The sequence below is a fragment of the Mycobacterium sp. genome (assembly GCF_046095365.1).
Taxonomy (GTDB): Bacteria; Actinomycetota; Actinomycetes; order Mycobacteriales; family Mycobacteriaceae; genus Mycobacterium.
Map to the genome: position 1 here is coordinate 19,987 of NZ_JBJTJF010000179.1, position 18,686 is coordinate 38,672.

The 18,686-nt window shown below is 70.5% G+C and carries 12 protein-coding genes and 2 pseudogenes; 10 read left to right on the plus strand and 4 right to left on the minus strand.

Annotation, left to right across the window (positions count from 1 at the left end; genetic code table 11):
- Positions 1-82 precede the first annotated feature (82 nt).
- Positions 83-1,918, plus strand: a complete 1,836-nt coding sequence (locus ACKOQ4_RS13600) for an acyl-CoA dehydrogenase C-terminal domain-containing protein (protein ID WP_526292685.1) — start codon at positions 83-85, stop codon at positions 1,916-1,918.
- A 272-nt stretch (positions 1,919-2,190) separates the two neighbouring features.
- Positions 2,191-3,414 carry an alpha/beta hydrolase family protein gene (locus tag ACKOQ4_RS13605; protein WP_526292687.1) on the plus strand — a complete coding sequence of 408 codons (1,224 nt, stop codon included), beginning with the start codon at positions 2,191-2,193 and terminating at the stop codon, positions 3,412-3,414.
- A 100-nt stretch (positions 3,415-3,514) separates the two neighbouring features.
- Here the strand turns inward: ACKOQ4_RS13605 and ACKOQ4_RS13610 are convergent, their stop codons facing one another.
- A complete protein-coding gene (locus ACKOQ4_RS13610; protein ID WP_526292689.1) occupies positions 3,515-4,813 on the minus strand; it encodes an acetyl-CoA C-acetyltransferase in 1,299 nt (432 codons plus the stop codon).
- Between the two features lie 118 nt (positions 4,814-4,931).
- Here ACKOQ4_RS13610 and ACKOQ4_RS13615 point away from each other — a divergent pair, with 118 nt between their 5' ends.
- Positions 4,932-6,296: a 3-oxoacyl-ACP reductase gene (locus ACKOQ4_RS13615; RefSeq protein ID WP_526292691.1), complete on the plus strand. Its 1,365-nt coding sequence runs from the start codon at positions 4,932-4,934 to the stop codon at positions 6,294-6,296.
- Positions 6,296-7,132: a MaoC/PaaZ C-terminal domain-containing protein gene (locus ACKOQ4_RS13620; RefSeq protein ID WP_526292693.1), complete on the plus strand. Its 837-nt coding sequence runs from the start codon at positions 6,296-6,298 to the stop codon at positions 7,130-7,132. The genes ACKOQ4_RS13615 and ACKOQ4_RS13620 overlap by 1 nt, the downstream gene beginning before the upstream one ends.
- On the opposite strand, the gene ACKOQ4_RS13625 is transcribed toward ACKOQ4_RS13620, so the two are convergent.
- Together ACKOQ4_RS13625 and ACKOQ4_RS13630 are read right to left on the minus strand one after the other, a co-directional pair.
- Positions 7,129-7,755, minus strand: a complete 627-nt coding sequence (locus ACKOQ4_RS13625; RefSeq protein WP_526292695.1) for a TetR/AcrR family transcriptional regulator — start codon at positions 7,753-7,755, stop codon at positions 7,129-7,131. The two genes, ACKOQ4_RS13620 and ACKOQ4_RS13625, sit on opposite strands and share 4 nt — an antisense overlap.
- A gap of 12 nt (positions 7,756-7,767) precedes the next feature.
- A complete protein-coding gene (locus ACKOQ4_RS13630; protein ID WP_526292697.1) occupies positions 7,768-8,976 on the minus strand; it encodes a glycoside hydrolase family 3 N-terminal domain-containing protein in 1,209 nt (402 codons plus the stop codon).
- A gap of 164 nt (positions 8,977-9,140) precedes the next feature.
- Between ACKOQ4_RS13630 and ACKOQ4_RS13635 the strand changes: the two genes are divergently transcribed.
- From ACKOQ4_RS13635 to ACKOQ4_RS13650, 4 genes are all read left to right on the plus strand, one after another.
- A complete protein-coding gene (locus tag ACKOQ4_RS13635; protein WP_526292699.1) occupies positions 9,141-9,314 on the plus strand; it encodes a DUF2613 family protein in 174 nt (57 codons plus the stop codon).
- Between the two features lie 127 nt (positions 9,315-9,441).
- On the plus strand, positions 9,442-13,665 hold the full coding sequence (locus ACKOQ4_RS13640) for an alpha-(1->3)-arabinofuranosyltransferase domain-containing protein (RefSeq protein WP_526292708.1): 4,224 nt from the start codon (positions 9,442-9,444) through the stop codon (positions 13,663-13,665).
- 11 nt (positions 13,666-13,676) lie between these two features.
- A complete protein-coding gene (locus ACKOQ4_RS13645) occupies positions 13,677-14,651 on the plus strand; it encodes a phosphotriesterase family protein (protein WP_526292701.1) in 975 nt (324 codons plus the stop codon).
- Positions 14,651-16,150, plus strand: coding sequence for an AMP-binding protein (locus tag ACKOQ4_RS13650; protein ID WP_526292704.1), 1,500 nt, complete (start codon positions 14,651-14,653; stop codon positions 16,148-16,150). Before ACKOQ4_RS13645 ends, ACKOQ4_RS13650 begins: the two co-directional genes overlap by 1 nt.
- On the opposite strand, the gene ACKOQ4_RS13655 is transcribed toward ACKOQ4_RS13650, so the two are convergent.
- Complete coding sequence (locus ACKOQ4_RS13655; protein WP_526292706.1) at positions 16,116-17,321, minus strand: acyltransferase family protein; 1,206 nt, start codon at positions 17,319-17,321, stop codon at positions 16,116-16,118. The genes ACKOQ4_RS13650 and ACKOQ4_RS13655 overlap by 35 nt on opposite strands.
- 99 nt (positions 17,322-17,420) lie before the next feature.
- On the opposite strand from ACKOQ4_RS13655, the pseudogene pgfA reads away from it, so the two are divergent.
- Positions 17,421-18,590, plus strand: a pseudogene (gene pgfA / locus ACKOQ4_RS13660) (cell envelope lipid trafficking protein PgfA); the annotation flags it as partial.
- A pseudogene (locus ACKOQ4_RS13665) lies at positions 18,578-18,686 on the plus strand (hypothetical protein); the annotation flags it as partial. The pseudogenes pgfA and ACKOQ4_RS13665, both read left to right, overlap by 13 nt.

Consider the following 18,686-nt stretch of genomic DNA (forward strand, 5'->3'; position numbering starts at 1 on the left):
GGTTACTGGTGGGTAACTTGCATCGAGTACCCAACCGACGAGTACCAACCACCACGTGGCGTTCTCAACGAGGAGGAATTCAGTGGGCCACTACAAGAGCAATGTGCGCGACCAGGTGTTCAACCTTTTCGAGGTGTTCGGTCTGGACAAAGCCTTCGGCGAGGGTCCGTTCAGCGACCTTGACGTGGACACCGCAACCGAGATGCTCACCGAGATGGCCCGGCTGTCCGAGGGCCCGCTCGCCGATTCCTTCACCGAGGGTGACCGCAACCCGCCGGTCTTCGATCCGGCCACCCACACGGTGACCCTGCCGGAGTCGTTCAAGACCTCCGTGCGGGCCTTCATCGACAACGGCTGGGACAAGGTCGGGCTGCTCGAGGAACTCGGCGGCGTGCCGGCGCCCAAGGCGCTGATGTGGGCGCTGCACGAGCACGTGTTCGGCGCCAACCCCGCGGTGTGGATGTACGGCGGCGGCGCGGGCTTCGCGCAGATCTTCCACCACCTCGGCACCGAGGAACAGAAGAAGTGGGCCGTGCTGGCCACCGAGCGCGGCTGGGGCGCGACCATGGTGCTGACCGAGCCCGACGCCGGTTCCGACGTGGGCGCCGGGCGTACCAAGGCGGTCAGGCAGGACGACGGCAGCTGGCACATCGACGGTGTGAAGCGGTTCATCACCTCGGCCGACTCCGACGACCTGTTCGAGAACATCATGCATCTGGTGCTGGCGCGCCCCGAGGGCGCCGGACCGGGCACCAAGGGCCTGTCGCTGTTCATGGTTCCCAAGTACCTGTTCGATTTCCAGACCGGCGAGCCGGGCGAGCGCAACGGGGTCTTCGTCACCAACGTCGAGCACAAGATGGGCCTGAAGGTCTCCGCCACCTGCGAGCTGACCTTCGGACAGCACGGCGTCCCGGCCAAGGGCTGGCTGGTCGGTGAGGTGCACGAGGGCATCGCGCAGATGTTCGACGTCATCGAACAGGCCCGGATGATGGTGGGCACCAAGGCGATTGCCACGCTGTCGACCGGTTACCTCAACGCGCTGGAATACGCCAAGGCACGCGTCCAGGGCGCTGACCTGACGCAGATGATGGACAAGACCGCACCGCGCGTCACGATCACCCATCACCCGGATGTCCGGCGCAGCCTGATGACCCAGAAGGCCTACGCCGAGGGGTTGCGGGCGCTCTACCTGTTCACCGCCACCTACCAGGACGAGATCGTCGCCAAGGCGCTGCACGGCGTGGAGCCCGAGTTGGCGGTCAAGGTCAACGACCTGATGCTGCCGATCGTCAAGGGCGTGGGATCGGAGCAGGCCTACGCCAAGCTCACCGAGAGCCTGCAGACCCTGGGCGGGTCGGGCTTCCTGCAGGACTACCCGATCGAGCAGTACATCCGCGACGCCAAGATCGACTCGCTCTACGAGGGCACCACGGCGATCCAGGCGCAGGACTTCTTCTTCCGCAAGATCATCCGGGACAAGGGTCAGGCGCTGGCCCACGTGGCCGGCCAGATCGAGGAGTTCGTGAAGAACGAGTCGGGCAACGGCCGGCTGAAGAAGGAGCGGGCCCTGCTGGCCAAGGCTCTGGAGGACGTCCAGGGCATGGCCGCCGCGCTGACCGGTTATCTGATGGCCGCTCAGGAGGATCCCAAGAGCATCTACAAGGTGGGCCTGGGTTCGGTGCGATTCCTGATGAGCGTCGGCGACCTGGTGATGGGCTGGTTGCTGCTGCGTCAGTCCGCGGTCGCGATGGCCGCGCTGGACGCGGGCGCCTCGGGTGCGGACCGGTCCTTCTACGAGGGCAAGATCGCGGCGGCGTCGTTCTTCGCGAAGAACTTCCTGCCGCTGATCACCAGCACCCGTCAGGTGGTCGAGGCGGTCGACAACGAGATCATGGAGCTCGACGAAGCCGCCTTCTAGACACGTCCGACGCGGTGGCCCCGGGACCGGTGTCCCGGGGCCACCGGCGTCTGAAAACGATTAGCCAGAACCGCATCCCCAGGCGGACGCCCGGGATCGGTCGGACATCGAGATGACAAGCACCGGCAACCGGCAGAACCTGTCAGATTTTCGTCGCTCAACAGGCAAAACACCTCTCGCGCGCCCAAGGTCGTGTCCTCGGCCCACGCCCGCCGCGAACTTCATGACCAACGGCCCTTCCCTACCGGCCCGCATTTGCTACCGTCGGCACGGTGACCGCCCCGCAGCGCACCTCGGGCAGTGAGAGGCCGGCGCCCGCGCGAAACCCGCTGGCCAACATCGTCGGGCCCTTCACCAAGGCCGGCGGCTTCTACGCGCGGTCGTGGAGCGCCTACCTGGGCGGCACCCGCGGCCAGTTGCCGGTGGCCCGGCCCACCCTGTCGCTGGCCACCCACGCCCTGCGCGACGAACTGGTCCTGGTCGGCCTGCTCTGGCGGCGGCCGCTGAGCGACCCTGCCGCCTATGCCGAGATCAACCGCGAGATCGGCGAGGCGGTCGGCTTCTACGGCAGGAAGGGCTGGCTGGACAAGCCGCGGAAGTTCTTCACCGCACCGCCGCAGCCCTCGCAGGTGTCGGTCCGCTCCTTCACCAACCGCAACCGCACGCATGAGCGGATCACGTTCGACAGCGGCTACGCGCCGCACCCGGGCGAGCCGGGGGCCGAGCGCTGGATGAGCTACACCGGCAACCGGCGCGAGTACGCGGTGATGCTGCGCCACCAGGACGGCGGGGACGGGCCACCCAGGCCGTGGCTGGTCTGCGTCCACGGCACCGAGATGGGCCGCGCCGGACTCGACCTCACCCTGTTCCGGGCCTGGCACCTGCACCGGGACTTCGGTCTCAACGTCATCCTGCCGGTGCTGCCGATGCACGGCCCCCGCGCGCGGGGACTGCCCAAGGGTGCGGTGTTCCCGGGCGAGAACGTGATGGACGACGTGCACGGCACCGCACAGGCGGTGTGGGACGTCCGCCGGGTGATCGCCTGGATCCGCTCCGAGCATCCCGGCGCGCGGATCGGGCTGAACAGCATCTCCCTGGGCGGCTACATCGCGGCCCTGGTCGCCGGCCTGGACGACGATCTGACCTGCGCGATCCTGGGAGTGCCGCCGTCGAATCTGGTGGAGTTGCTGGGGCGGCACTCCGGTCTGCCCCGCGACGACCCGCGCCGCCAGACCATCGAACTGGCCCGCCCGATCGGCCGGATGGTCTCCCCGCTGTCACTGCCCCCGAAGGTGCCGCCACAGGGCCGGTTCATCTACGCGGGCGTGGCCGACCGGATCGTGCACCCCCGCCAGCAGGTGATCCAGCTATGGGAGCACTGGGGCCGGCCCGACATCGGCTGGTACCGGGGCGGTCACACCGGCTTCTTCGAGGCCCGGCCCGTTCAGCGCTACGTCGAGGCCGCGCTGGTGCAGTCCGGGCTGGCCGACAAGTGAAGGAAAGGATGGCTCGCGTCTCCGCCGGGTCGGGGGTCTGACGGAGACGCGGAGCCATCCCGCTGTTCTGATACCCGACCACAGCAGGGCCTAAACCCGTTCACGCCTCCAGGATGGCGGTGACACCCTGCCCGCCGGCGGCGCAGATCGAGATCAGGCCGCGCACCGGCCGGGATGTCTGGGCCTTCTTCTCGGCCAGCTGCTTGGCCAGTTGGGCCACGATGCGTCCGCCGGTCGCCGCGAAGGGGTGCCCGGCGGCCAGCGAGGAGCCGTTGACGTTCAGCCTGGCCGGGTCGATCGCCCCCAGCGCACTGTCCAGGCCGAGGCGCTCCTTGCAGTACTCCTCGGACTCCCAGGCCTGCAGATGGCACAGCACCACCGAGGCGAAGGCCTCGTGGATCTCGTAGAAGTCGAAATCCTGCAGCGTCAGACCATTGCGGGCCAGCAGCCTGGGCACCGCGTAGGTCGGGGCCATCAGCAGCCCGTCCTCGCCGTTGACGTAGTCCACCGCGGCGGTCTCGGAGTCGGTGAAATAGGCCAGCGGGGTCAGCGAGTGGGCCTGCGCCCACTGCTCACTGGACAGCAGCGCCACCGAGGCGCCGTCGGTCAGGGGTGTCGAGTTGCCCGCGGTCATCGTCGCGTCCCCGGCCCGCACACCGAAAACCGGTCTGAGCTTCGCCAGTTTCTCCGCGGTGGAATCCGGCCGCAGATTGTTGTCGCGGTACAGCCCCAGAAACGGAGTCACCAGATCGTCGAAGAAGCCGCGGTCGTAGGCCGCGGCCATGTTGCGGTGACTGGCCGCGGCCAGCCGGTCCTGGTCCACCCGCCTGATCCCCATCCGCTTGGCGGTGATCGCGGCGTGCTCGCCCATCGACAGCCCGGTCCGCGGCTCTCCGTTGGCCGGGATCTCCACCCCCAGCGACGCGGGAAGCCTGCCGGCCAGCTTGAGCCGCTCCAGGTTCGACGTCGACCGGCGCAGCGCCAGCAGCGACCGGCGCAGGTTGTCGCCCAGGCCGATCGGCGCATCGGAGGTGGTGTCCACCCCGCCGGCCGCTGCCGCCTCGTAGCGGCCCGCCGCGATGCCGTCGGCGGCGGCGATCGCCGACTGCAGACCGGTGCCGCAGGCCTGCTGCAGATCGAAGGCCGGGGTGTAAGGCGACAGCCCGGTGCCCAGCACGCACTCGCGCATCAGGTTGAAGTCGCGGCTGTGCTTGAGCACGGCGCCGCCGATGACCGCGCCGAGCCGCTCGCCGTCCAGTCCGAAACGGTCCACCAGGCCGGTGAGCGCGGCGGTGAACATGTCCTGGTTGGACGCCTCCGCGTACGCGGTGTCGGAGCGCGCGAACGGAATCCGGTTTCCGCCGATCACGGCGACCCGTCGCCGGGTGGGAACGGCCAACGTCAAACCTCCATCGGGAACCTCCGGGCGGGGTGCCGGGGACCATCGTACCGGGCGTTCTTACTCTGGAGTAAGTTCGTCCCGGAAAGAACCGACATCTCAAGGAGGGCGCCCGATCGTGGCCACCGACGTTCTGTCCCAGGTGATCAACTCCGCCCCGGGGTCGTTCCTCGCCAGACAACTCGGGCTGCCCGCACCCGAGCCCCTGCGGCGCCACCGGCCGGGAGATCCCCCGCTGGCCGGTTCACTGCTGATCGGCACACCGTCCTACGCCGAGGGGCGGTTGGCCGAACCGGTGCGCGCCGCCCTCGCCGACGACTACGAGATCGTCGGCAACAATCTCGGCGGGCGGTGGGCGGACACCTTCGGCGGTCTGGTGTTCGACGCCACCGGCATCGACCGCCCGGAGGCGCTGCGCGGCCTCTACGAGTTCTTCACGCCGCTGCTGCGCAACCTGGGCCCGTCCGCGCGGGTGGTCGTTCTGGGAACCACCCCCGCCGGGCTGACCGACACCGACGAGCACATCTGTCAGCGGGCACTGGAGGGCTTCACCCGCTCACTGGGCAAGGAACTGCGCCGCGGCGCCACCGTTTCGCTGGTATACGTCTCGCCCGACGCCAAACCCGCGGCCACCGGCTGCGAGTCCACGCTGCGCTTCATCCTGTCGGCCAGATCCGCCTACGTCGACGGCCAGGTGTTCTACGTCGGCGCCGCCGACTCGCACCGCCCCGCGGACTGGAACAGGCCGCTGGCCGGAATGGTCGGAATCGTCACCGGCGCGGCCCGTGGCATCGGCGCCACCATCGCCGAGGTGTTCGCCCGCGACGGCGCCCGGGTGGTGGCGGTCGACGTCGAGGGCTCGGCGCAGGCACTCGAGGAGACGGCGGCCCGGGTGGGGGGCACCGCCCTGGCACTGGATGTGACCTCGGCCGACGCCGTCGACCGGATAACCGCCCATCTGCGCGAACACCACCATGGCCGCGCCGACATCCTGGTCAACAATGCCGGGATAACCCGCGACAAACTGCTCGCCAACATGGATGACACCAGATGGGATGCGGTCATTGCGGTCAATCTCGTTGCGCCGCTTCGTCTTACCGAGGGCCTGGTGGCGAACGGAAGTATCGGCCGGGGCGGCAGGGTGATCGGCTTGTCGTCGATGGCCGGTATCGCCGGCAACCGGGGCCAGACGAACTACGCCACCACGAAAGCAGGGATGATCGGTATCACCCAGGCACTGGCGCCATCGCTGGCAAGCAAAGAGATCACCATCAACTCGGTCGCGCCAGGTTTCATCGAGACCGCGATGACGGCGGCGATCCCCCTGGCCACCCGGGAGGTGGGCCGGCGGCTGAACTCGCTCTACCAGGGTGGTGAGCCGGTCGACGTCGCCGAGACGATCGCCTACTTCGCCAGTCCCGCCTCCAACGCCGTGACCGGCAACGTGATCCGGGTGTGCGGCCAAGCCATCCTGGGCGCCTGATGGCGGGCGGTCTGACGGCGATGGCCCGCGCCGCGGTGGGCGCACTCCCGTTCGTCCCGCGCGGCGACCGCCTGCCCGGCCGGGTGGTCGCCGTCGACGCACTGGCGATCGACCGGGCCGGGGTGGCCGCCTACGCCGCGACCACCGGCTTGCGCTACGGCGAGAACGTCCCGCTCACCTATCCTTTCGTGCTGACCTTCCCGTCGGTGATGTCGCTGCTCACCGGATTCGACTTCCCGTTCCCGGCGATGGGCGCGGTGCACGTGGAGAACCACATCACCGCCCGCCGGCCGATCGCGGTGACCGACACGCTGTCGGTCAAGGTCCGTGCGGAGAACCTCCGCGAGCACCGCAAGGGGATGCTGTTCGACTTCGTCAGCGATGTCTCGGTGGGCAACGAAGCGGCCTGGCATCAGGTCTCCACCTTCCTGCACCAGCAGCGGACCAGCCTTTCCGGCGAGCCGAAACCGGACCCGGGCCCGCAGCCGAGACTGCCCTCCCCCAACGCGATCCTGCGGATCACCCCCGGGCGGATCCGCCGCTACGCCGCCGTGAGCGGCGACCGCAACCCGATTCACACCAGTTCGCTGGGAGCACGGCTGTTCGGCTTCCCGGGCCCGATCGCCCACGGGATGTTCAGCGCCGCAGCGGTTCTGGCCAACCTCGAGGGCCGGCTGCCCGAGCGGGTGCGGTATTCGGTCAGGTTCGGCAAGCCGGTGGTGCTGCCCGCCAGCGCCGGGCTCCACCTTCACCGGGAGCCGGGCGGGTGGGACATCGCGCTGCGCAGCATCGCCAAGGGCTACCCATACCTGACCGCGACCGTGCGCGGACTCTAACTGGTTCGCACCGGGGCGGAGTCCTTGTCGGCCGGTGCGCCCTTGAGACCCCGCCAGAACAGCTTGGTCAGTAGCTCCGCGGCTTCGTTGACATCGGCGTCACCGACGCTCACCCTGTCCGCGACGGCCTCGCCCGCACCTACCAGCGCCACCGCCATCATGTGGAAATCGTTGTCCGGCTGGGGATGTCGGGTCCCCGATTCGAGCAGCCTGGCGACCAGGTCGATGATCTTCTCGCGTCCCTCCCGAACGGTGTGCGCGAAGGCCTGTGAACTGGTGGCCTGGGCGTAGAGCACGATCCAGGAGGCGCGGTTGGCGTCGATGTAGGTCAGCACCGACCAGATGGTGTGGCGGAGGAGTTCGTGCGGGCTCTGCCGCAGGTCGATGTCGGCCCGCACCGCCTCGATGAAACGGGACAGCTCGCGGCTCAGGCAGGCGCCGAACAACTCCTCCTTGGAACCGTAGTAGAGGTAGAGCATCGGTTTGGAGATCCGCGCCTGCGCGGCGATGGCGTCCATCGATGTCTCGTGGTAGCCGTTGACCGAGAACATCTGCACCGCGGCGTCGAGCATCTGCTGCTCGCGCACAGCGCGCGGCAGCCGCTTGGTGCCACCCGCCGCCATCGCAGAGGCCGCCTACCCGCCGCAGCGGGCGTTGGGGCCCTTGGCCATCCGCAGGATCGAGCCCTCCACGCCGGCCATCGCCAACTCACCGTCGCTGACGGCCTTCTCCAGCCGGTCGAGCACGGCGGGAACCTCATCGGTGGTGATCCACAGCGCGACATCCACGCCCGCCTGCAGCGTGCGCAGCACCGCCTCGGCCACGCCATAGCGCGACGAGATCGCAGCCATGCTGGACAGGTCGTCGCTGAACACCGGGCCGTTGAATCCGGGGCCGCCGTAGCCGCCGCTGCGCAGCAGGTTCACCGCGGCCGGGCTCAGGCTGGCCGGGGTGTTGCCGGTCAGACCGGGCACCTCGAGGTGACCGATCATCACCGCTACCGGAGCCTGGGTCGTCAGCGTCTGGTACGGAACCAGGTCGCTGGTCATCAGCTGGTCCAGTGCCGGCGTCATGACCACGCCGGCGGTGTGTGAATCGCCGGAGCCGTGGCCGTGGCCGGGGAAGTGCTTGAGCACGGGGAGCACCCCGGCGTCACGCAGGCCGCGTGCGTAGGCCCCGGCGTAGGCGGTGACGGTGGCCGGGTCGTTGGAGAACGACCGGTCGCCGATCACGGTGTTGGCGCCCTGGTCGGAGACGTCGACCACGGGGGCGAAGTCGATGGTGATCCCCAGGCCGCGCATCTGGCGGCCCCGGCCCAGCGCCAGCTGATAGACCTGCTCGGGGGTCTGGGTCTGGGCCAGGGTGCGCGCCGGCGGCTGCGCACCGATCAGGGAGGCCAGCCGAGACACCCGGCCGCCCTCCTCGTCGACACTGACCGCCAGCGGCAGCGGAGCGACGTTGGCGATCTCGTTGAGGGTGCCGTCGGTGAGCATCGAGAGATCGGTCCAGCTGCCGATCATGATGCCGCCGACGTGGTGGTTGCCCACCACCGCGCGTGCATCCGCCGCGTTGCGGACGCCCACCATGAGCAGCTGGGCCAGCTTGTCGCGGGTGGACATGGCCGCGAGCATGGCCGAGCCGCTGCCGCAGGCCGGCGGAGCCGGGGCGGCCGGGGGGCTGAGCGGGCCGGAGAGCGGCGTGACCGTCGCCGATTCGGCGGCGCCGACCTCGCTGGGGGGTGCGGCGGTGGTGGTGCGCTGCGCGGTGGTCGAGCAGCCGGCCAGGAGCACCGGTACGGCCGCGAGCGCCGCCGCGGTGCGGACTGAGAACAGGCGAGTGGGCATCCGCCCATGCTGTCATGAACGCCGCAGCCGGGCTGCCGCCACCCCGGATCTCCGGCCGAACATCTCGGCGTCAAACGGAGTGGGTCGGGGCGTGCACCGCCCGTGCTAGGTTGACCAGCGGGGTTGACCCCGGCAGACCGTCACCGACGAGAAAGTGCCCGACCATGACCCGCTTCCTGGTGCCCGCCGCCGCCAGCATCGTGGTGGGTCTGCTGCTCGGCGCCGCCTCGGTGTTCGGAGCGACCCTGATGATCCAGCAGGACAACAAGCCGCCGCTGCAACCGGGCGACCCGGCCGCCTCGGTGCTCAACCGCGTCGAGTACGGCAACCGCGGGTAGTCGGGACGGCGATGCCCGGCGCGGGCCGCGCCGGGTGAGAAGCGAGACAGTCGGGACCAGCCTGAGCACTATCACCGCCCCACAGCCCACGGCCGCCGACACCCCAGCCGCCGGCCGGCCGGCTCCGTTGTCCCGGCGCTGGCTGGCCGCGGTCTTCGCAACCGCGCTGACACTGTGCTTCCTGCAATCGCCGGGCATGATCGCCCCGGACACCAAGCTCGACCTGACCTATGACCCGCTGCGTTTCCTGGGCCGCGCCGCCAACCTGTGGAACAGCGACCTGCCGTTCGGCCAGGCCCAGAACCAGGCCTATGGCTACCTTTTCCCGCACGGCGCGTTCTTCGTGCTGGGCGAGGCCGCCGGGCTGCCCGGCTGGGTGACCCAGCGGCTGTGGTGGGCGCTGCTGCTCACCGCCGGATTCTGGGGCCTGCTGCGGGTGGCCGAGGCCCTCGGAGTCGGAACCCGTCCGGCCCGGCTGGTGGCGGCCGCGACGTTCGCGCTCTCGCCGCGGGTGCTGACGACGCTGGGGTCGATCTCCTCGGAGACCCTGCCGATGATGCTGGCGCCGTGGGTGCTGCTTCCGGTCATCCAGGCGCTCGACGGCCGGACCCGCACGCCGCTGCGGGTGCTGGCCGGGCGGGCGGGCATCGCCCTGGCGCTGATGGGGGCGGTCAACGCGGTCGCCAGCCTGGCCGCGTGCCTGCCCGCGGCGATCTGGTGGGCATGCCACCGGCCCGGGCGGCGGTGGCGGCGGTTCACCGCGTGGTGGGCCCTGGCCACCGGGCTCGCCGTGGCGTGGTGGGTCGGGGCGCTGGTGCTGCTCGGCCGGATCAGCCCGCCCTTCCTGGACTTCATCGAGTCCTCCGGGGTGACCACCCAGTGGAATTCGCTCACCGAGGTGTTGCGCGGCACCTCGGGGTGGACCCCGTTCGTCGCGCCGAACTCGACGGCGGCGGCCTCGCTGGTCACCCAGCCGGCCATGGTGCTGGCGACCACGCTCGTGGCGGCCGGCGGACTGGCCGGTCTGACGCTGCGCTCGATGCCGGCCCGGGGCCGGCTGGTGACCATGCTGCTGGCCGGGGTGGTGCTGCTGACGGCCGGATACTCCGGGGGGCTCGGCTCGCCGGTCGCCGCCGCGGTGCAGCAATTCCTGGACGCGGCGGGAGCCCCGCTGCGCAACGTGCACAAACTCGAGCCGGTCATCCGGATCCCGATCGCGCTCGGAGTCGGGCATCTGCTGGGCCGGATCCCGTTGCCCGGCAGCGTCCCCCGTCCGGTGTGGATCCGGGCGTTCTCCCATCCCGAGGACGATCGGCGGGTGGCGGCGGGAGTCGTGGTGCTCACCGCGCTGGCGGTGGCGACCTCGCTGGCCTGGACCGGCCGGCTCACCCCGCCCGGAGCCTTCCGCGCCATCCCGGACTACTGGCACCAGGCCTCGGACTGGCTGGCGCAGAACAACGCCACCGGCCCGGCACCGGGCCGGGTGCTGGTCGCGCCGGGAGCTCCGTTCGCCAACCAGGTCTGGGGCAACAGCCACGACGAACCCCTGCAGGTGCTCGGTGAATTCCCCTGGGGGGTCAGGGATTCCATCCCGCTGACCCCGCCACAGACCATCCGCGCACTGGACTCGGTCCAGCGACTGTTCGCCGCCGGCCGGCCCTCGGCCGGCCTGGCCGACACCCTGGCGCGCCAGGGCATCTCCTTCGTGGTGCTGCGCAACGACCTCGACCCGGAAACCTCCCGGTCGGCGCGGCCACTGCTCGTGCATCGCACGATCGACGGATCGCCGGGACTGCGCAAGGTCGCCGAGTTCGGCGAGAAGGTCGGTGCGGGAACGGTGGAGGGCTTCATCAGCGACAGCGGCCTGCGACCGCGGTTCCCGGCCATCGAGATCTACCGGGTGGAACCCTCCGGCGCCGCCGGTAACCCCGGCGCCCCGTACCTGGTGGGCGTCACCGACATGACCCGGGTGGCCGGCGGCCCGGAGTCGTTGCTGCGCATCGACGAACGTCGCCGGCTCCTCGCCCTGCCGCCGCTCGGACCGATGCTGCTGAGCGCCGACGCCCGGCGGGCCGGGCTGCCCGCTCCGGCCGGGCGGGGCGTGATCGTCACCGACACTCCGACCGATCGGGAGACCGACTACGGGCGGGTCGACGACCACTCCTCGGCCATCCGCGCCGACGGCGACCGGCGCAACACCTACAACCGGGTGCCCGACTATCCGGTTCCGGATACCGCTGTGGTGCAGGGGCGTTGGACGGGCGGACGGCTCAGCGCATCGAGTTCCTCGTCGGATGCCACCACCCTGCCCAACGTCTCACCGGCCAGTGGGCCGCTGGCCGCGATCGACAACGACCCGGCCACCGCGTGGGTGTCCAATTCGCTGCAGCCGGCGATCGGCCAGTGGCTGCAGATCGACTTCGACCGCCCGGTGACCAACGCCGTGCTGAACCTCACCCCGAGCGCCACCGCGGTCGGGGCGCAGGTACGCAGGCTTCAGGTCTCCACCGCCAACGGCACCACGACGACAGCGTTCGACCTGCCGGGCAGGCCGCTGGCCGTGGCGCTGCCCTACGGGGAGACGCCGTGGGTGCGCGTCACCGCGGTGGGCACCGACGACGGCTCGTCGGGAGTGCAGTTCGGGATCACCGATCTGTCCGTAACCCAGTACGACGCCGAGGGATTCGCCCACCCGGTCGACCTGCGCCACACCGTCGTCGTGCCTGCCCCGCCGGCCGGGTCACCGGTGGCCGAATGGGACCTGGGCTCCGAACTGCTGGGCCGTGACGGCTGCGCCGACTCCCCCGACGGCGTGCACTGCGCGGCGTCGATGGCGGTGGCGCCCGAGGAACCGGTGACGCTGAGCCGCACGCTGACCGTGCCCACGGCGATGGATCTGTCCGCGACGGTCTGGGTGCGCGCCCGGCAGGGACCCCGGCTGGCGGATCTGATCGCCCAGCCGGGCACCGCCAGGTCGCAGGGCAATGCGGACCTGATCGACGTGCAGGGCTCGGCCTACGCGGCCACCGACGGTGATCCGCGCACCTCGTGGACCGCACCGCAGGGCGTCGCGCAGCATCAGGCCGCGCCGACCCTCACGGTGACGCTGCCACGGCCGGCCGAGGTGGCCGCGCTGCGGGTCACGCCGAGCGGGTCGCCGCTGCCCACCCATCCGACACTGATCGCCGTCGATCTGGGCGACGGCCCCCAGGTCCGCCCGCTGGGCGACGGCGAGCAGCAGATCCCGTTGCACCCACGGGTCACCGACACCGTCCGGATCAGCCTGCTGGACTGGAAAGACGTCATCGACCGGACCGCACTGGGCTTCGACCAGCTCAAGCCACCGGGGCTGGCCGAGGTCGCCGCGCTGCGCCCGGACGGCACACCGGTCGACGCGGCCGACGCGGCGTCTAACCGCGAGCGGCGCATCGAGATCCCGTGCGGACAGGGCCCGGTGGTCGGTGTCTCCGGGCGCTTCCTGCAGACCTCGGTCTCGACGACGGTCGACGATCTGCTGCACGGCCGGCCGGTGCCGGCGCGGACCTGCGACACGACGCCGATCCGGATGCCTGCCGGAAGCCAGGAACTGCTGATCAGTGCGGGGCCGGCTTTCATCGCCGACGGAGCCGCTCTGACCGGTCCGCTGGCGGGGAAGCTGAGCACCGCGCCGACCACCCCGGTCGGCATCGACAGCTGGCAGCCCGACCGGCGTCGGATCACCGTGCCGCGCTCGCCGGTGAGCCGGGTGCTGGTGGTTCCCGAGAGCGTGAACCCGGGCTGGGTCGCGCAGTCCGCCGCGGGGGCGAACCTGACCCCGGTGATCGTCAACGGCTGGCAGCAGGGCTGGGTGCTGCCGGCCGGTGAGCAGGGCGCGGTCACATTGAGCTTCGGTTCCAACGGCGCCTACCGCGCCGGGCTGGCCACCGGCCTTGCCCTGCTGCCCCTGCTGCTGGTGATGGCTCTGGTCCCGGCGCGCCGGCCGGTGCCGGACTATCCCCCCGCCGGCCCGTGGCAGCCGGGCGCGCCGGGGGTCGCCGGCCTGCTGGGCGTGGGCGCGCTGATCGCCGGCGCGGGCGGCCTGGCCGTGTTCGGAGCCGCCCTGGCCGCCGCCGCGGTGCTGCGCCGGCGGCACCGGGACGCCGATCGGTTTGCGCTGGCAGTCGTCCCGGGCGGGATCATCGTCGCCGGGGCGCTGCTATCCCGCTACCCGTGGCGATCGGTGGACGGCTACATCGGCTATTCGCCGTGGGTGCAATTGCCGGCGCTGGTCTGCCTGGGCGCGCTGGCGGCGTCCCTGCTGCCGATTCCGCGGCGGCCACGACCGGACCCGGAGGGGCCCGCGCCACCGTAGGGTTCGTGGGTATGACCGTTGAAACCGTCCGTGGCCCGATCCCGACCGGCGACCTCGGCGTGACCCTGATGCACGAGCACGTGTTCGTGCTCTCCCCGGAGATCATCGCGAACTACCCGGAGGGCTGGGGCGACGACGAGGAGCGGGAGCAGACCGCCGTCGACAAACTCAACGCGCTCAAGGCGATCGGCGTGGACACCATCGTCGACCCCACCGTGATCGGCCTGGGCCGCTACATCCCGCGCATCGCCCGGATCGCCGAGCGCACCGATCTGAACATCGTGGCGGCAACCGGCGTCTACACCTACAACGACGTCCCGCTGTACTTCCACTTCACCGGCCCGGGCACCGTGCTCAACGGCCCCGAGCCGATGGTCGACATGTTCGTCCGGGACATCACCGAGGGAATCGCCGGCACCGGCGTCAAGGCGGCGATCCTCAAATGCGCCACCGACGAACCGGGCGTTACCGCCGGAGTGGAGCGGGTGCTGCGGGCGGTCGCCCAGGCCCACCGGGCCACCGGGGTGCCGATCACCACGCACACCCACGCCCACACCCGGCGCGGCCTGGAACAGCAGCGCGTCTTCGCAGAGGAGGGGGTGGACCTGAGCCGGGTGATCATCGGCCACAGCGGCGACACCACCGACCTGGACTATCTCGAGGAACTCGTCGCAGCCGGTTCCTACCTCGGGATGGACCGCTTCGGACTGGACAACATCCTGCCCTTCGACGACCGGGTGGACGTCGTGGCGCGGATGTGCGAGCGCGGCCACGCCGGGAAGATGGTGCTGGCCCACGACGCGTCGTGCTACATCGATTGGCTGCCCGAAGCCGCCCTGCCCGTCGTCCTGCCCAACTGGCACTACCTGCACATCCACAACGACGTGCTGCCGGCCCTGCGCCAGCGCGGTGTCACCGAGGAACAGATCACCACGATGCTGGTGGACAACCCGCGGGACGTCTTCAGCCACGGCGGCGCCTACTAGTGGGCGCGCGCGACGAGGTCGCGCCGATCGGAACGCAGATCAGCAGACTGGCGGCGCAGCACCCCGAAGCCCCGGCCGTCACGCACGGCGGGCGCACCGTCTCCCGCGGACAACTCGAATCGGCGACCAACCGGCTGGCCCGGGCGTACGCCGATCTCGGTGTGCGCCGGGGGGACTACGTCACGGTGGCCCTGCCCAACTCGATCGAGTGGGTGCAGGCGGTGGTGGCCACCTGGAAGCTCGGGGCGATCCCGCAGCCGCTGTCCGCGCGACTGCCCGACGCCGAGTACGAAGGCCTGCTCGAACTGCGGGAGCGTGCGCTGCTGGTCGGCCGGCCCGACCCCCGCGGGAAGGTGCGATCGGTTCCGAGCGACTTCGACCCTGGTGACGAGTACGCCGATTCGCCTCTGCCGGAGGCGGTTTCACCGTCGCTGAAGTCGATGGCGTCGGGCGGCAGCACCGGCCGGCCCAAGCTGATCGAAGCCGGCGGGGACGGCCGTTTCCAGGCCGGCGTCGTCGCGGCGATGATGGGCGGCGAACCGTCCGACACCCAACTCGTCCCGGTCCCGCTGAGCCACAACACCGGCTTCACCTCGGCCACCATCGCGCTGGCAAACGGCCAGCATCTGGTGCTGATGAGCCGGTTCGACCCGGAGGAGTTCCTGCGGCTGATCACCGAGCACCGGGTGAACTACCTGGCGACCGTGCCGACCATCATGCAGCGGCTGCTGCCGGTCTACCGGGCCGGCCCGGACCGCTACGACCTGTCCTCGATCCGGCGGTGGTGGCATCTGGCCGCGCCCTGCCCGCCCGCGGTCAAGGAGTCGTGGATCGACATCCTCGGCCCGGAGGTGGTGTGGGAACTCTACGGCGGCACCGAACTTCAGGCGCTGACGTTCATCAGCGGCACCGAGTGGCTGACTCACCGGGGGTCGGTGGGCCGGGTGGTCTCCGGGGAGATGAAGGTCCTCGACGACGAGGGCCGCGAGTGTCCGCCCGGCGAGGTCGGCGAGATCTACATGCGCCCCAGGCCTGGCAGCCGGCCGACCTACCGGTACATCGGCAGCACCGCCAGGAACCGGGACGGCTGGGACTCGCTCGGCGATCTGGGCTGGTTCGACGCCGACGGCTATCTCTATCTGGCCGACCGCCGCGTCGACATGTTCACCGTCGGCGGCCGCAACGTCTACCCCGCCGAGATCGAGAACACCCTCGCCGAGCACCCCGGGGTGCTGTCCTGCCTGGTGGTCGGTGTCCCGCACGCCGACCTGGGCCAGGTGCCGCATGCCCTGGTGCACGGTGAGGCCGCACTGGACGAGGCGGCCGTCCGGGCGTTCGTCGCCGAGCGGCTGGCCGACCACAAGGTGCCGCGCAGCGTGGAGTTCGTCGACACCCCGCTTCGCGACGACGCCGGCAAAGCCCGCCGGACCGCCGTGCGCGACGAAGTCATAGCGCGACTCGCGCTCAGTGCGCGACCGCCGGCTCCGGGGTGTCGGTGACCGAACTGTCCAACGGCGGCGGCGCCGTCCTCTCCCGGCTGCCGCGCCGGTACTCCCAGCGCCGCAACGCATTCCGGCACGGCGACTCGACCAGCGCATAGCTCACCGCGGCCATCGCGAACCCCAGCACCGTCGTGAGTACGAACACGACCACCAGATTGCCGGTGAACATGAACTTGCCCACCATCGGAAAGACCATCACCAGGGCGGCCAGGTGCCAGATGAACAATCCGTAGGACCACCGGCCAAGGGTCACCATCGTCCGGCTGCCCAGAACCCGATGCCGGGTGTCCGGGCGGTCCAGCACCAGTGGGGCCAACAGGGCCCAGGCCACGATCGCCCCCATCGAGGTGCGCACGACGAACTGGGTCAGCGTCGCCGGCACCAGGTCCTTGGGGCCGGCCAGCGGCGACGCGGAGATCAGGTAGGCCACCACCGCGATCGACGTGATCGCCACGCGGTTGCGCGCCAGGGCGTGCGGCCAGCCCAATCGTCCTTTTTCGGCCGGGCTGACGGTCCACTCGGCCAGCAGCATCCCGGCGGCGAACCAGGAGGCGTAGGCCGGCGGCCAGTTCAGGAAGTTCACTCCCTCGGCGGTGTGGATCGGCAGCAGGCCCCAGCCCAGGCTGGCCAGCGCCACGGCGGCGATGGCCGGCACCCGGGCCCGGACCGGCAGCCGGTAGGCCAACAGCGCCAGGATCGGCAAGGCCAGGTAGAACGTCACCTCCACCGACAGACTCCACATCTGGGTCAGCCCGGCGGTCAGGGTCAGCGGAACGTACACCTGGGTCAGGGTCAGGTTGGCCAGCCAGACGGTGCTGCTGGCATGGTTGGCCTCGGGCAGCAGGGTGAGGATGACCACCACGGCCACCAGGTAGCCCGGCATGATCCGTACCAGCCGGGAGCGCAGGTAGTGACCGGTCGGCGGGCGGTGCCGCAGGCCCCGGGCGGCGGCGGCGTGGCCGCGCCACAGCAGAAATCCCGACAGCGCGAAGAACACCGCGACGGCCAGGTCGAAGCGGTGCAGCAGCCGGCCGATCACCCCGCCGGAGGTGCCGGTCTGGAAGGCCACGTGGGTGAGCACCACGCCCATGGCCGCGCAGGCACGCATGCCTTCGACGGCCGGCAGGAAGCCCCGCGTACCGCCGACCTGCCCCGGCGCCAGTGTCATGCAGCCAGTGTGCCCGGTTCGGCTTGGTTCCGGCTGTTAGGGTCAGACCGAATTCAACGGGGACGGCAACGGGGACACCTACGAGGAGGCCAGGGCAGCGTGAACCGCGCAAGCATGGTTCGTCTCGCGGCGTGCGGCATCATCGGGCTCGGAGCCGCCCTGCTGATCGCCGCGCTGCTGTTGTCCACCTACACCGCGGGCAAGATCCGCAAGATTCCCCTGGACATCGACCAGACCCTGGTCAGCACCGGTACCGGCACTGCCCTCGACCCCGCGTCGCTGTCGGGGGAGCGATTCGTCATCGACAAGAACGTCCCGCTGGTCTCCCAGCAGGCCATGACTGTCGAGACCCCGGCCAACGCCGAGGTGGTGACCTTCCAGGTCGGCACCTCGGTGCGGCGCAGCGACAAGCAGAAGGACAACGGACTGCTGCTGGCCATGGTCGACACCGTCACGCTGAACCGGAGCACCGCCGAGGCGGTTTCCGACGACGACAGGCCCGGGGGCTCGGTGCAGAAACCCCGCACCATCTCCGACGACAAGCCCGCCACCAACATCGCGCTGCCGCACGAGGGTCTGTCCTACCGGTTCCCGTTCAACACCGAGAAGAAGTCGTACCCCTTCTTCGATCCGATCGCCCAGAAGGCCTTCGACGCCAACTACGACGGCGAGGACGACGTCAACGGCCTGACCGTCTACCGGTTCACCCAGAACGTCGGTTACGACGCCGACGGCAAACTGGTGGAACCGATCAAGTACGCCTCGCTCTACGACAAGAACGAGGACGGCGAGGTGACCGCGCGCGCCGAACTGTGGGGCCTGGAGGGCGACCCGTACGAACCGATCACGATGACCCGCTTCTACGCCGCCCGGCGGACCTTCTGGGTGGACCCGGTGTCGGGCACCATCGTCAAGGCCGAGGACCACGCCAACCACTACTACGCCCGCGATCCGCTCAAGCCCGAGGTGGCGCTGACCGACTACACGGTGAGCTCCACCGAGCAGACGGTCGAGTCGCAGGTGGCCGCGGCCCGCGCCGAGCGTGACCGGGTGGCCCTGTGGTCGCGGATCCTGCCGATCAGCCTCGCCGCCGCCGGCGCCGTCGCCCTGGTCGGTGGCGCGCTGCTCGGATTGTTCAGCACCCGCGTCGAGATGGCGCTGCCCGAGGACAGCGAGGACGACATCGACATCGGGCTGTTCGGCAGGGACGAGACCGGCCCGATGCCCGCGGCGCAGGCACCCACCGAGAAGATCCCCACCCGCCGACCGGTCACTACCTGCGCTCCCGGCTGGTACGGATCATGCCGGGCTACCTGGTGGCCGTGGTGGTCATCCTCACCCTGCTGCCCGAGGCCAACCATGCCA